The organism is Salinivibrio sp. ML323, assembly GCF_001995745.1.
GTDB lineage: Bacteria > Pseudomonadota > Gammaproteobacteria > Enterobacterales > Vibrionaceae > Salinivibrio > Salinivibrio kushneri.
In genome coordinates, this window is the sequence record NZ_MUES01000006.1 from 161,101 (window position 1) to 175,815 (window position 14,715).

Sequence of the window (14,715 nt, forward strand, 5' to 3'; positions counted from 1 at the left end):
TCCTTATTCCTCGGCGCTGGCGGTCACATCAAACAAGGTGTAAGCCAGCGTTAAGTGGTTAATGTCATCCGGCAACTCAGGATCCACGTAAAAAACCAGGGGCAACGCAGCATCCTCCCCACGTGGTAATGGCTGACGGTTAAAGCAAAAACATTCAATTTTGTTCAAGTACTGCGCCGCTAGACCCGGCGAGACCGAAGGCACGGCTTGGCCAATGGTGTCGTAGCGCGCGTTATTGGTTGCGAGATAATTAATCGTATGAGTCGCACCAGGGTGCACTTGCATCTGGTTGACTTGGGGCTCAAACGTCCAACGCATGCCGGGGTTGATATAGGCGATAAACTCAATGGTCACCAAGCGGTCTTGGTCAATGCCTGCGCTGGATGCGGCCGCCTCGGTATCGGTTTTACCATTAATCCCCGTCACCTCACAGAACACGTCATACAAAGGCACTAAGGCAAAGGCAAAGCCAAACATCACCACTGCGAGTAGCAGTAATCGGCGAGCGGAGCGGGTTGATTTAGTGGCCATCTCGCACCTCCTTGAGATCAGGCGGTGTCTCAAAGGTGTGATACGGTGCCGGTGAAGGTACAGTCCACTCCAGCCCTTCGGCACCTTCCCACGGTTTAGCGGCCGCTGGCGCGCCACCCCGTGCGCATTGAATCACCACCACCAAGAAGATAAGTTGCGACAGACCAAAGGCAAAGCCACCGATACTGACAATGGCGTTCACGTCGGCAAACTGCAGGGCATAATCGGGGATCCGGCGTGGCATTCCCGCCAGTCCCAGAAAGTGCATGGGGAAGAAAAGCACATTCACCGAAATCACCGAACACCAAAAGTGCCACTTGGCCAAGGTTTCATTAAACATATGACCCGTCCACTTGGGGAGCCAGTAGTAAGCGGCGGCCATAATCGAGAACACCGCCCCCGAAACCAGCACATAGTGGAAATGTGCGACCACAAAATAGGTATCGTGATACTGAAAATCGACCGGGGTAATGGCCAGCATCAAGCCCGAAAACCCGCCGATGGTAAACAGCACAATAAAGGCAATCGCAAACAACATGGGCACTTCAAAGGTCAAGGATCCCCGCCACATGGTGGCGACCCAGTTAAAGACCTTCACCCCAGTGGGCACCGAAATCAGCATGGTACAGAACATGAAAAACAGCTCGGCAAACACCGGCATCCCGGTGGTGAACATATGGTGCGCCCACACCAAAAAGCTCAACCCCGCAATCGAGGCGGTGGCATACACCATGGAGCTATAACCGAACAGGCGCTTGCGTGAAAACGCAGGGACAATGGCCGAGATAATGCCAAAGCTTGGCAAAATCATGATGTAGACCTCGGGGTGACCAAAGAACCAGAAAATATGCTGAAACAAAACTGGATCGCCGCCCCCCGCGGCATCGAAAAAGCTGGTACCAAAGTACTTATCGGTAAGCACCATGGTGGCCGCGCCCGCCAATACCGGCATCACTGCAATGAGCAAAAAGGCGGTGATCAGCCACGTCCAAACAAACAGCGGCATTTTCATGTAGGTCATGCCCGGCGCACGCATATTGGTGATGGTGACAATCACATTGATGGCCCCCATGATCGAGCTGATCCCCATGATATGCAGGGCAAATACAAATAAGCCGGTACTGTCTGGGCTATAGGTGGTCGACAGCGGTGCGTAGAAAGTCCAACCAAAGTTAGGGCCGCCGCCTTCCATAAACAAGGAGCCAATGAGTAGCAAGAATGCGAACGGCAGGATCCAAAAGCTCCAGTTATTCATCCGTGGCAGCGCCATGTCCGGCGCCCCAATCATCATCGGCACCATCCAGTTAGCCAAACCGGTAAACGCGGGCATCACCGCGCCAAACACCATGATCAGGCCATGCACTGTGGTCATTTGGTTGAAAAAGTTAGGCTCAACCAATTGTAGTCCGGGCTGGAAAAGCTCAGCGCGGATCACCATAGCCATTGCCCCACCCAGTAAAAACATGGTGAAGCTGAAAATCAGGTACATGGAGCCAATGTCTTTGTGGTTGGTGGTCAACACCCAACGCATGATCCCACGTGGTTTGTGGTGATGATCGTCATGCAGGTTATCTGGGGTAGTATCTGTCATCACGCGCTCCTAAAGATCTTCACCTGACTTTACCGCGTTGATTTGCGCAGCTTGTACGGTCTCACCAGTGTCATTGCCCCACGCATTACGCTCATAGGTCACCACCGCTGCCAATTCTTTGAGCGACAATTGCGGGCCAAACGCTTGCATGGCAGTGCCCGCTTTACCGTTGACGACAATATCGATATGGTCGACCAATCTATCCGGTTGAGTAGCAATCTCAGCGCCGGCCAACGCGGGGAACACGCCCGGCATCCCTTGCCCTTCGCTTTGGTGACACATGCCACAGCGGCTGTCATACACTTGTTTGCCGAGCGCCATCAGCTCATCCATCGGCATTTCCATGTCCAGCAAGCGTTGCTCCTCTTCGCGCGCTTTCTGCTGTGCCAAGGCGGTTTCTTGCACCCAAGCATCAAATTCCGCTTGGGGCTTGGCGATCACCACAATCGGCATAAAGCCGTGGTCTTTCCCGCACAGCTCTGCACATTGGCCGCGGTAAATGCCAGGCTTATCAATTTTGGTCCACGCCTCGTTAATAAAGCCGGGGTTGGCATCTTTCTTCACCGCAAAGGCGGGCACCCACCACGAATGAATCACATCTTGTGAGGTGATCAAAAAGCGCACCTTACGCCCAACTGGCAACACCAAAGGCTGATCGACCTCGAGCAAATAGGTATCACGCTTTTGTCTTTCATTGCGGATTTGTTCCGGACTCGAGGCAAGCAGTGAAAAGAAGGCAACGTCATGGTCAAAATAACGGTAATGCCACTTCCATTGTGAGCCCGTTACCTGCACCGTGAGTGCCGGCTCGCTGGTATCTTCCATATCGAGTAACACCTGGGTGGCCGGAATTGCCATGCCCACCAAAATCAAAAACGGCACGAGCGTCCACGCAATTTCTACTTTGGTGCTTTCATGAAACGAGGCAGGCTTGGCGCCTTTGGATTTACGATGGCGGATAATGGCCCAAAACATTACGCCGAACACCAATACCCCTATCGCCACGCAAATATAGAAAATCGTCATATGCAGGTCATACACCTGCTGACTGATGGCCGTGACCCCTTGAGTGAGGTTCCAGCCTTCACGCTCGGCGGCCAGCGCTGGGCCACTGAGCAAAGCCATTCCCAATGCTAGGATTCGTCGTTGGTGCCTCAGCACGGCTCCCTCCTGCCTCACGGCATCAATGCAAAGCCTCGCTGCCTATGGCCACATACCAACGTCTCACGCCGTAATAGCAGTCAGAGTGGCGATATCAGCAAGCCGTCGTTAAGGAAAAAACGCGATACAGCCGGTCACATTCATTAACGTTTTATTTACATTTAATTTAGGAGAGGTTTGCCTAAAGGACAAAAAAACAGCAGAAAAAGATCGTGATGCCAAGCACATACTGATACATCACGCAGGCGCGGCAGGCGGCGAACCACGCCGCACTAGAGTTCTAGGTGCAGAACCACCGGGGTAAAACGCAGACGGTAACGCGGCATCGCCGCCAGGGCACGCTGCCAAAGTCGCCAACGCGGACACGGCTTATCGAGCGGGGATTTTTCTTCCACGCGACACGCCCAAGGTAACGCATTAATAATCGCCATTCTGGGGTCGGTGAACCCGTGTTGGTAGCGCTCACAGCCGAGCTTTTGGCCCATGCGAGTATGACATTTGTCCCCCGCCAAGACCAAGCAAGCCTCAAGTTGGGGGAAATAACGGCTAATATGGTGGCAAAAAGCAGAAATGTCTTGGTTAGTGCATTCTAACAAGGCTTGATCGCAAATCAGCATCGTCGGGTGACCGGCCGGCACCGCCAACTGCGCCAACCAGTCAAGCTGCTTGACCGAGCCTTGCACCATCCGAAACCGCTCACTGGTATGAAAGAGGCGCTCACGCCAGAGCAGGGTTTCGTCCACGTCCACTTCCAACCAGCGACAGCGGCCGTTATCCAATCGATAAAAGCGGGTATCTAATCCGCCACCCACGTTAATAATCCACGCAGTGGGATGCTGGGCCAAAAACTGTTTGACGATGGCATCACATTGGCTAGTGAGTGTGGCATATAGCAGCTGGGTTTGATCGAGGTTGCGCCAATCGCATTCGGGCTGCAACACGCACCCCTGACAGGCAGCGGCCGCCATAGGATCATAGATCACCCCGTCGTCAGTCAGGCTCTCACGACTGCGCAGCCACATGGGCTTAAATAGCTTACTGGGAACAGAATGCTGTTGAGTACGCACGGACACCTCCACACACGATAATCACTGATGATAATAATTATCGTTTAGCTGAGCAAGAATGCAAAGGTGTTTTTTTAACCGCGTTCCAATGGCGGACGCTATCGTCCGCCAAGGTTCAGATTACATCCAGTCGGTATTACGGATCACTCCCACAGCGACGCCTTCAATGGTCAGCGACTGGGCGGTTAAATCCACCGAAATAGGCATAAACTCATCGTTTTCAGCATGAAGGACCACTTGTGCGCCTTTTTTCTCAAGACGCTTCACGGTCACATCGTCATCAACACGGGCAACCACCACTTGGCCGTTGTGCACATCTTGCGTTTTGTGGACGGCGAGCAAATCACCATCGAGGATACCAATGTCTTTCATGCTCATGCCATTCACACGAAGCAGGAAGTCAGCATTAGGCTTGAATAGCGCAGGATCGACCTGATAGTGGCTTTCCACGTGCTCTTGCGCCAGTATCGGCTCCCCGGCGGCGACACGACCAATTAAGGGCAGCCCTTGCTCTTCCGGCGTCACCACTTCTTCTTCACTGATCAAACGAATACCACGCGAGGCGCCTGGGATAATCTCCAGTACCCCTTTGCGGGCCAAGGCTTTTAAATGCTCCTCAGCGGCATTCGCCGAACGAAACCCCAATTGACGGGCGATCTCGGCGCGGGTGGGGGGCATTCCTGTCTCTTCAATGTGTGCTTTAATCAAATCGAAGATCTGTTGCTGTCTCGCGGTTAACGGCTTCATGCTCTTACCTGTCTTTTTATACAGTTAACTGTGAGTATATCCAGTAAACTGCAGCTTGAAAAGCACTAATTATGCCCAGGAGAAGCGGATCTCATTCTCGTGAACGCCGCCGATGACGCGCAGCAGAGCGGTCAATCTCGACCTTTGTTTGCAAGTTCGCGGCACTTTTCTGCTATCCTTGGCGCGCATTTTGAATTTGAGGCACTGACAATCATGGCGCTCTGGCAAAAGATTTATTACAAGCTATTGAATTTGCCGCTTTCTGCCTGGGTAAAAACCCAATGTATTCCCTCTGAACCGGTCGAACAGCTTAATCTGTCACTCGCACGCCCCATCGTGTATGTGTTGCCGTTTCGGTCTCATTCGGATTTATTAACCTTACGGCGTACCTGTCTGCGTCAAGGGCTTCCCGATCCGTTAACGCCCTTGACCATTGGCGATGTCACCTTGCCGCGCTACGTGTTTATTAGTCACGGACGCAAGGTGTTTTCCGGTGATGACGATCTGCCTGCGCGCTCGCTCGCGCATTTTAAAGACTTACTCCACTTACACCGGCAAGACAGCGAGTTAGATATTCAACTTGTGCCTGCCTCGGTGCTTTGGCAGCGCGATCCGGGCAATGAGACCCAGCGCCACCAAGCCATTCTGCGCGCGATGAATGGCCCCGAGAAGCTGTGGACCATTCTTACCCGTGGCCGTGATGGCATGGTGCGACTTAGCCAAGCGGTGTCGCTGCGCTACATGGCCGACAAGCACGGCACCGACCAAGCCATCGCCCATAAATTGGCGCGGGTGGCGATGATCCACTTCTCGCGGCAAAAACTCGCGGCTTCAGGCCCTCGTTTGCCTAATCGCGCTCTGCTATTCAAACGCCTGCTGGCATCAAAGGCCATCGACAAAGTCGTCCACGACGAAGCGCAAAGCCGTGATGTATCGGTTGAAAAAGTTCGTAAAGAAGCGGTCGATATGATGGAAGAGATCGCCGCTAACTTTTCCTATCGCTTGATCCGTTACAGTGACCGCATTCTTACCTGGCTTTGGAACAAGCTCTATCAAGGCATCAACGTCAATAATGCCGAACGAGTACGTCAGTTAGCACAAGACGGTCATGAAATCGTTTATGTGCCCTGCCACCGCTCACACATGGACTACTTATTGCTGTCGTATGTGCTGTACAAAGAAGGGTTGGTGCCACCGCATATTGCCGCTGGCGTGAACCTCAACTTCTTCCCCGCTGGGCCGCTTTTCCGTCGTGGTGGTGCCTTCTTTATTCGCCGCAGCTTTAAGGGCAACCGCCTGTATTCCACCGTTTTCCGCGAGTACTTGGCCGAGTTATTTGCCCGAGGTTACTCGGTCGAGTACTTTGCCGAAGGTGGCCGCTCTCGCACAGGCCGCTTACTGCCAGCAAAAACAGGCATGCTCGCCATGACCTTGCAAGCCATGCTGCGCGGTCAACAACGTCCCATTACCTTGGTGCCTGTCTATATCGGCTACGAGCACGTCATGGAGGTCAACACCTACGCCAAAGAGCTCCAAGGCCAACGCAAAGAGAAAGAAAGCTTTGGCCAGGTGCTTGGTATTGTGCGCAAACTGCGTAATTATGGCCTCGGTTACGTTAACTTTGGCGAGCCCATTGCCCTCAATCAGCACCTTAATGAACAAGTCCCTGATTGGCACGACTACGTCAATCCCATCGAGCCACAAAAGCCGGCGTGGATGAACCCAGTCGTCAGCGATTTGGCCACCAAGGTGATGACCCACATTAACGATGCGGCGGCCACGAATGCCCTCAACTTATGTGCCACTGCATTACTCGCCTCGCGCCAGCGCGCCTTAAGCCGTGAAGCACTGGAAACACAACTGGGTGTGTATAAGGCTTTGTTAACGCAAGCGCCTTACTCACCAAGCAGCAGCGTGCCTCAAGCATCACCGGCGGATTTGGTCGATCACGCGTTATCACTCAACAAATTGGTGGTCGAAAAAGACACCATGGGCGAGGTGATTTCCTTAGATCGCCAACAAGCGATCCTAATGACCTATTATCGCAACAATATGATTCATCTGGTGGCGCTGCCGTCGCTGATCGCGCAAATATTGGTGACCCACAAATCGATTAGCCAATCGGGCTTACGCGCCTGCGTACAGCAGCTGTATCCCTTGCTCAAAGCAGAACTTTTTATGAGTTTTGATAACGCGGGACTCGAAAGCTATTTCGATGCCTTGCTACATGCGATGCACGAGCAGTCGCTGCTATGTTGTGACGATGGCAAAGTGACCATGAATAATGCCAAGCTCGGTGAGCTGCAATTACTTGGCCGTACCATTGCCGAAACGCTGCAGCGCTACGCGATTACGCTCACCTTATTCAGCCACCAGCCGCACATTGATAAGCGCGATTTGGAAAAACACAGCCAAATGCTGGCGCAGCGTCTGAGCCGCTTACACGGTATTAATGCACCTGAGTTTTTTGACAAAGGCGTATTTAGCACCTTCGTCGACACGCTCCGTGAGCAAGGCTATTTGGATGATGATGCCAAAGCCAATGCCGAGCGTATCGCCGCACTCAACGATCTGGTGTGTGGGTTAATTTCACCGGAAGTGCAATTGACCATTCAAGCGGTGCTTAATCAGCCACTAGGTACGCACAAGACGGACAAAAGCTAAGCGAAACCGTCCGTTCACCAATCAACCCTGATCAAAAAAGGCGCTTTACCAAGAAGCGCCTTTCTTATCTTTCTTTTCAAATTGGGCTAACCGTACACACCCAGCAATACACCAATAAAAATCACTAAGCCGACATAGTTATTGTTCAAAAAGGCTTTAAAGCACGCCATTCGCTCGCGCTCTCTGGCAAGGTATTGCTGATAAACAAACAAGGCAAAAGCGGCCAATAAGCTCCACTGATAGGCTGGCGACAGCGCTAACCACTGCCCAGCGAGCATCAGCAGCCCCAAGGTGAATAATTGCAAGCCACCCACTGCCGCTTTGTCCCAGCGGCCAAATAAAATGGCGGTCGATTTGATGCCAATTTTAACGTCATCGTCTCTGTCGACCATGGCATACAAGGTGTCGTAAGCGATAGTCCAACAAATGTTAGCCAGAAACAACAGCCAAACTACGGGGGGCAGCGCATTTTGCGCCGCCGCAAACGCCATCGGGATCGCCCAACTAAACGCCAGCCCTAATACTAACTGGGGCAGATGGGTGTAGCGCTTCATAAAAGGATAAATAAACGCCAGCGCAACGCCGACAAAAGAAAGTTGAATGGTCAAACGGTTTTGAGTGAGCACCAACAAAAAAGCGCCCAATACCAACGCAACAAAAAAGCCAATGGCCTCTTTTTCGTTGATCCGTCCGGCCGGTAACGGCCTGTCTTTAGTACGCTTAACATGGCCATCGACGTGGCGATCTGCATAGTCATTAATCACGCAACCTGCCGCACGCATCATATACACACCGAGCACAAAGACCGCTAAAGTTGATAGTGGCGGTAGACCCTCCGCCGCTAAAAACAAAGCCCATAGAGTGGGCCATAACAGCAGTAAGGTGCCAATAGGTCGGTCTAAACGTGCTAACTGTCCAAAGGCCGCCAGTTTTGCGCTCATGCCGGGATCTCCTTTCCATACACAGGTGAGTCTGGCAAAAACAGCTCCGCCACTAACATTGGCCGATTGTGAAGCCAAAGGCGAGAGCGACGCGCATGTAACTGATGCGATAGACACGCCACATTGGCGGTTTCAATCGCATCGCGGCGAGAGGCGCGCTGTTTAAATACATGTTGACCCAATGGCTCGGTGCCCAACGCGTGCAAGTGTCCTCCTTGCCCTTCTAAGGTGGAAGCGGGCATCAGGGTGCGTGCGCACAGCCAAGGACGCCCATCCCCTTTTAATACCACTTCGCGCACCACACAAGCCTCTTGGCCAATCAGCGCGATTTCGCCGTCGGTCAGTTTATCTGGGGTTAATTGATAAACAGCAATCACATCCACATCAAAATCATGACAGTGGCGCTTTAGCCTCGCTGTCATCGAGTGCGATTCGAGTAACCAACTGCCCTCTGCGGTGCGCTTTAGCGCCGCAATATCTGGTCGCTCCCAGCGTGCCATTTGCAGCGCTTCTAAATAGGTATGATTTAATTCCGACATTGTTTCCTGTGCCACATCGCGCAAAATTCGCCTGTCCTTACCGCTAAGGGGTGGACAATGTTGCTATACTCGGCTGGTAATTGTATCAGGCTGGCTGCGTTTGGAGAATGCGCTCGGCCTACCCTTATCACACCATGAACGGAATAACTGGGTCACTATGAGTAAAAAGCAACCCCTATTAATGGTCGTACTGAGCGTGTTGTTCTGGCTTAGTGCCGCCGTCCATGCACAAGAAGAGGGTGAGCGTAACCCTAAATACAGTTACTTTTCTTTGGAGCCTGAGATCACCACCAACTATGTGACCGAAGGTCGCCGGCTCGGCTTTATCAAGATAAAAGTGGAGTTGATGGTCGATAACCCCAAGCTCGTCAGTGAGCTTGAGTATCACTCTCCCCTGATCCGCGATGTGATTATTGAAACCTTGAACCAGCAAACCGCTACCCAGATAAAATCTTTGTCTGGCCGGGAAACGATTAGGAAAAAGTGTTTAGAGAAGGTCAATGAGCTCTTACTCGCCGAAACCAATCGCCGCATGCTCACCGACCTATTATTCACTAAATACTTATACCAATGACTCGGCGGTGACGTCAGCGACCCATCCAGGGTGGCTGATCACCTCAAGATGGMTCCCCTGCGCGCTTAGCATGTCGCGGATCTGTGCCGGTGGCGTCGCGTCAGTAAAGACCATATCAAGCTGGGTGATATTTCCCAGATTCACCATGGCATTACGGCCGAATTTGGTATGGTCTGCCGCTAACATCACACAACGACTATTATCAAGAATGGCTTTTTTGACCCGCACTTCATGGTAGTCAAAGTCGAGCAGTGAGCCATCATCGTCAATGCCACTGATACCAAGAATGCCAAAGTCGAGCCGAAACTGAGAGACAAAGTCGAGTGTGGCTTCACCCACAATCCCGCCATCACGGTTACGTACTTCGCCGCCCGCAATAATCACCGTAAAATCCTGCTTTGGCATCAGGATCGCGGCGGCATTCAAGTTGTTGGTCACTACCCGTAAGTTTTGGTGATCTAACAACGCCCGTGCCACGGCTTCAGGTGTGGTGCCAATATCGATAAACAAGGTGGCACCATCGGGAATGTGTTGAACAAGCGCTTGGGCGATGGTGTCTTTTTCGTGCTGCTGAAGCACTTTACGGGTGGCATACGCGGTATTTTCAGAGCTGGACGGCACCGTTGCGCCCCCATGATGGCGACGAATATGGTTCTCTGCCGCCAATTCATTAAGATCGCGTCGAATGGTTTGCGGGCTGACATTGAAGCGCTCAACCAAGTCTTCCGTGCTCACGTATCCTTGTGACTTAACCAGATCAATGATTTGCTGATGACGTTTGTTTTGCTTCACTGCTTCTCCCCTTACAAAAAAGCCCCCGCGAACACGAGGGCTTCCTAGTTTACGCCTAGCCACTAGGCGATGCCAAGACAGATCATTTAGGCAGCGTGCACAGCTGTGTCACGGCGCACACGATGCTCCCCAACCCAGGCTAAGCACAAGAAGAAGATGGCCAACCCACACCCGCCGGTGAGCAGCATAAAGCCACCGTCCCAGCCAAAGTGGTCGACGGTATAGCCAAGCGCGATATTCGCGACAACCGCGCCACCCAGATAGCCGAATAAACCGGTCAGGCCGGCCGCAGTGCCCGCCGCTTTTTTCGGTGCCAGCTCCAAGGCATACAGACCAATCAGCATCACCGGCCCGTAAATCAAGAAACCAATCGCCACCAGTGCGACCATGTCGATGCCCGGATTGCCAGCTGGGTTAAACCAGTATACCAACACTGCCACGGTCACCAGCACCATAAACAACACACCGGCTGGCGCCCGTGCCCCTTTGAAGAATTTATCAGACATCCAGCCACATAATAAGGTGCCTGGGATCCCCGCCCATTCATAGAGGAAGTAGGCCCATGAGGATTTATCCACGGTAAAGCCTTTGGCTTCATCAAGATAAACCGGTGCCCAATCGAGTACGCCATAACGAATCAAATAGACAAAGGCGTTAGCAATCGCGATGTACCACAGCAGACGGTTTTTCATCACGTAGGTGACGAAAATGTCTTTGGCGGTCATCTCTTTCTCGAACGCGTCCTCGTCATAGTTTTCTGGGTAATCGTCTTTATACTCCTCAATCGGTGGCAAGCCACACGACTGTGGCGTGTCACGTAGGGTTAACCAGATAAACACAGCGACCAATGCGGCAAAAAATGCGGGCACATAAAAAGACGCACGCCAGTCATCATTGAACAGCCACAAGCCGAGCAAGAATAGCGGCCCAATCAAGCCACCCCCGACGTTGTGCGCCACGTTCCAAACCGACACCAGCTCACCACGCTCTTTCCGTGACCACCAGTGCACCATGGTGCGCCCACAGGCAGGCCAGCCCATGCCTTGTACCCAGCCATTAATAAACAGCAAGACAAACATGATGGCAATGCTGCTGGTTGTCCAAGGAAGGAAACCAAAACTGAACATCACCAACGATGACATTAACAGCCCAGCACTGAGGAAATAACGTGGGTTTGAGCGGTCAGAGACACTGCCCATTAAGAATTTTGATAAGCCGTAAGCGATGGACACAGCGGCGAGCGCCACCCCCAAATCACCACGACTAAAGCCATACTCATCAATCAAATACGGCATGGCCAAGCTAAAGTTTTTACGCACGAGATAATAACCGGCGTAGCCGATAAAAATCCCAATAAACAATTGCCAACGCAGTCGAGTGTAGGTGTCACCGATCTGCGCTTGGGGCAATCTTTGCCGGTGAGCAGCCGGACGGAAGATTCCAAACATGAGAGGGTCCTCAGTAAGATGTACGCGATGGATTTATAAAAGGATAAAAATCAAAGAAGTGAGCAATAAATTTTCGTATTCGCTCAACAGGTAGAATAATCACTCAAATTGAAAACAAAAACCGTGAAAGCGAACATAAAAACATAGATCTGACGCAATAAAATTGCGCTTACGAACAAAAAAAGAGCAGATACCTGCTCTTTTTTCTATCAACGGCGGATAAACCCACCACGTGTAGACCCCTTTCAGCCCGTTGAATGGCGTTTTGCATCCCAAAGCGCCAGCAAACAGCCGATGATCAAACCAAATAAATGCGCCATATTGGCAATGTTCATGCCCATCGGCTGGAAAAAGCCAATCACCAGCCATGCCAGCATAAAGACAACATACGGCTTTTCTACCGTGAGACCACGCGATGGCGCCAGCCAAGTCATCCACCATAAATAGCCTAACAGCGCGTAAACCACGCCCGAGAGACCACCAAAGTAAGGCCCTTCCAACCAATACTGGCCGAGTCCCGAGAAAAGCGCGGCGAATAAAAAGATTTGAACCAGCTTACTGCTGCTGCCGAGGCGCTCGATGCGACCACCAAGCACCCACCACCAGAGTAAGTTGAAAATAATATGCAACGCGGAAAAATGCAGCAGTGCATGGCTGAATAGACGCCACAGCTGCCAGCGCTGTTCACTGTCTGCCGGAAACAGCAAGCTGCGCACCACGACCTCAAACCCACCGAGCGTCATAAGTGCAAACAACACCACGCTGGCACTCATAACCATTAGAGTGACCGGGCCAGATTTATCTTTAACGGTTTGCCACAATCCGGCTGACGGATAATGAAAACGGGCATGACGGGTTTCGGCGACTTGCCAAGATGCCGCTTGATAACGACTGTGCATGGGATCAGCGATAAATCGTTCCAGCTCGCTATCCACCCACGCCTTATCATCATCGTTGACTAACCAAATCGCCACTTGTGCGTYTGGCTCGGGGGCAAGCTCAAGACTGACCCGATGCGCCGCCGCATAATCGACAAACGCCTGTGCCAAGCGTGCATTTGGCAGTACCGCGAGTTTTTGCATGACGTGTCCTATTGATGATCACTATTTAAGATCGATACCCGACGCGGTCGGCAGCGCTTGGCGCTGCCAAGCCTCAAAGCCACCATCGACACTGTATACCGCATCAAAGCCTTGATTGATCAAATACTGTGCCGCGCCTTGGCTGCTGATCCCGTGATAACACATCACCAGCACCGGCTGATCAAAGTCGACCTGATCCATAAACGAGACCAAGGTATCGTTAGTCAGGTGGTACGCATCTTGAGGGTGAGCAACCTGAAATGTTTGCGGATCGCGAATATCCACTAATACTGCATTTTGCTGATCATCACGCAGCATTTCCCACGCATCGGTCACAGAGATGTGTGCAAACTGATCCATACCTTTTACCTCTTCACTCACAAAGTTATTCCCAACTGACGTCACACGGCGATAACGTGCTCCTCACGGTGAACCTGCATTGTACCTGAGTTTGCGCGCACACGTCTGCGTCACCAAACCAGCAACGTGCGTTTTTTGATCGACTGTGGAAAAAGGTGTGGATTGCGTTGATAAGCGATGATCCTTGATTAGGATCCACTAGATGTAGTAAGGATCCAGGATAAGCTGTGAATAACTTTTTAATATCACGGTTTTCATCTATTCGATAGACATAAAAAAACCGGCCTAGTGGCCGGTTCATCTTCGATTGACTGCGCGCTTACAGCGCATCACCCATTGCTTGCTTCAGTTTTTTCATCGCGTTCTTCTCAAGTTGACGAATACGCTCCGCCGACACTTGATAATGATCCGCGAGATCTTGCAATGTGGCCTTATCATCGTCTAACCAACGCGAGCGAACAATATGTTGGCTGCGCTCGTCCAGTGCCGAGAGTGCGCTGGCCAAGCGGCGATTGGCGTGCGATTCCCAGTTCTCCGCCTCTAGCGACGCGGCAATATCGGAGGTTTTGTCCTCCAGATAATAGACAGGGGCCATTGGACCGTTTTCGCGCTCATCGTCGGCATTCGCCGGCGCTTCAAAGGTCGCATCTTGTGCGGCCAACCGCGCTTCCATTTCGCGCACCTCAGACGCTTCCACGCCGAGTTGCTCTGCGACCATATTCACTTCGTCGTTATTAAACCAACCCAAGCGCTTTTTGTTTTTACGCAAGTTAAAGAAAAGCTTACGCTGCGCTTTGGTGGTTGCCACTTTAACGATACGCCAGTTACGCAATACGTACTCGTGAATTTCAGCTTTGATCCAATGGACAGCAAAGGACACGAGGCGCACGCCAACCTCTGGGTTGAAACGCTTCACCGCCTTCATCAAGCCAATGTTGCCTTCTTGTACCAAGTCTGCCATCGGGAGACCGTATCCGGTGTATCCACGGGCGATATGAACAACAAAACGCAAGTGAGATAAGATCAGCGACTTCGCCGCCTCCAGATCACCATGATAATGGAGACGCTCGGCCAGCGAATGCTCCTCTTCAGCGCTGAGCATAGGGTGGCTGTTTACCGCTTGCAGATAACCGTCGATGTTATCTTGAACAATCGGTGCCAATGCGTTCATCTCTTTTGTCATTCAAACCTCGTTTCCGAATCGTCGAAGACCGAATT

Annotated in this window: 14 protein-coding genes; 2 read left to right on the forward strand and 12 right to left on the reverse strand. The window is 52.0% G+C overall.

Translation table 11 applies throughout. The features are described from left to right. Positions 1 to 3: 3 nt before the first annotated feature. The 5 genes from BZG13_RS06570 to lexA form a co-directional block, all read right to left on the reverse strand. A complete protein-coding gene (locus BZG13_RS06570) occupies positions 4 to 531 on the reverse strand; it encodes a cytochrome c oxidase assembly protein (protein ID WP_077485951.1) in 528 nt (175 codons plus the stop codon). Further along, on the reverse strand, positions 521 to 2,122 hold the full coding sequence (gene ctaD, locus BZG13_RS06575; RefSeq protein ID WP_069361977.1) for a cytochrome c oxidase subunit I: 1,602 nt from the start codon (positions 2,120 to 2,122) through the stop codon (positions 521 to 523). Before ctaD ends, BZG13_RS06570 begins: the two co-directional genes overlap by 11 nt. 9 nt (positions 2,123 to 2,131) lie before the next feature. Next, positions 2,132 to 3,247, reverse strand: a complete 1,116-nt coding sequence (coxB, locus tag BZG13_RS06580; RefSeq protein WP_069361978.1) for a cytochrome c oxidase subunit II — start codon at positions 3,245 to 3,247, stop codon at positions 2,132 to 2,134. A gap of 308 nt (positions 3,248 to 3,555) precedes the next feature. After that, positions 3,556 to 4,350: a class I SAM-dependent methyltransferase gene (locus BZG13_RS06585; RefSeq protein ID WP_321166655.1), complete on the reverse strand. Its 795-nt coding sequence runs from the start codon at positions 4,348 to 4,350 to the stop codon at positions 3,556 to 3,558. A gap of 120 nt (positions 4,351 to 4,470) precedes the next feature. Then, positions 4,471 to 5,097, reverse strand: coding sequence for a transcriptional repressor LexA (lexA, locus tag BZG13_RS06590; RefSeq protein ID WP_077456800.1), 627 nt, complete (start codon positions 5,095 to 5,097; stop codon positions 4,471 to 4,473). Between the two features lie 213 nt (positions 5,098 to 5,310). Between lexA and plsB the strand changes: the two genes are divergently transcribed. After that, positions 5,311 to 7,761: a glycerol-3-phosphate 1-O-acyltransferase PlsB gene (gene plsB, locus BZG13_RS06595; RefSeq protein WP_077486034.1), complete on the forward strand. Its 2,451-nt coding sequence runs from the start codon at positions 5,311 to 5,313 to the stop codon at positions 7,759 to 7,761. Positions 7,762 to 7,847: 86 nt separating this feature from the next. On the opposite strand, the gene ubiA is transcribed toward plsB, so the two are convergent. Both ubiA and BZG13_RS06605 read right to left on the reverse strand, forming a co-directional pair. After that, on the reverse strand, positions 7,848 to 8,702 hold the full coding sequence (gene ubiA / locus BZG13_RS06600) for a 4-hydroxybenzoate octaprenyltransferase (protein WP_077485953.1): 855 nt from the start codon (positions 8,700 to 8,702) through the stop codon (positions 7,848 to 7,850). Then, entirely contained in the window at positions 8,699 to 9,241 is a 543-nt protein-coding gene (locus tag BZG13_RS06605; RefSeq protein WP_069361982.1) for a chorismate lyase, read from the reverse strand. The genes ubiA and BZG13_RS06605 overlap by 4 nt, the downstream gene beginning before the upstream one ends. A 157-nt stretch (positions 9,242 to 9,398) precedes the next feature. On the opposite strand from BZG13_RS06605, the gene BZG13_RS06610 reads away from it, so the two are divergent. Further along, positions 9,399 to 9,815 (forward strand): flagellar basal body-associated protein FliL, encoded by a 417-nt coding sequence (locus tag BZG13_RS06610; RefSeq protein ID WP_069361983.1) that lies wholly within the window; start codon positions 9,399 to 9,401, stop codon positions 9,813 to 9,815. Here the strand turns inward: BZG13_RS06610 and BZG13_RS06615 are convergent. The 5 genes from BZG13_RS06615 to rpoH all read right to left on the reverse strand — a co-directional run bounded on the left by BZG13_RS06615 (position 9,804) and on the right by rpoH (position 14,680). Further along, positions 9,804 to 10,607, reverse strand: coding sequence for a DeoR/GlpR family transcriptional regulator (locus tag BZG13_RS06615; protein WP_077485955.1), 804 nt, complete (start codon positions 10,605 to 10,607; stop codon positions 9,804 to 9,806). The genes BZG13_RS06610 and BZG13_RS06615 overlap by 12 nt on opposite strands. An 86-nt stretch (positions 10,608 to 10,693) precedes the next feature. Continuing rightward, positions 10,694 to 12,055: a glycerol-3-phosphate transporter gene (gene glpT / locus BZG13_RS06620; protein ID WP_077485957.1), complete on the reverse strand. Its 1,362-nt coding sequence runs from the start codon at positions 12,053 to 12,055 to the stop codon at positions 10,694 to 10,696. Between the two features lie 245 nt (positions 12,056 to 12,300). Next, entirely contained in the window at positions 12,301 to 13,137 is an 837-nt protein-coding gene (glpG, locus tag BZG13_RS06625) for a rhomboid family intramembrane serine protease GlpG (RefSeq protein WP_077485959.1), read from the reverse strand. A 21-nt stretch (positions 13,138 to 13,158) separates the two neighbouring features. Then, positions 13,159 to 13,497, reverse strand: coding sequence for a thiosulfate sulfurtransferase GlpE (gene glpE, locus BZG13_RS06630; RefSeq protein WP_069361999.1), 339 nt, complete (start codon positions 13,495 to 13,497; stop codon positions 13,159 to 13,161). A 319-nt stretch (positions 13,498 to 13,816) separates the two neighbouring features. Continuing rightward, positions 13,817 to 14,680, reverse strand: coding sequence for an RNA polymerase sigma factor RpoH (gene rpoH, locus BZG13_RS06635; protein WP_069361987.1), 864 nt, complete (start codon positions 14,678 to 14,680; stop codon positions 13,817 to 13,819). Positions 14,681 to 14,715: the final 35 nt, after the last annotated feature.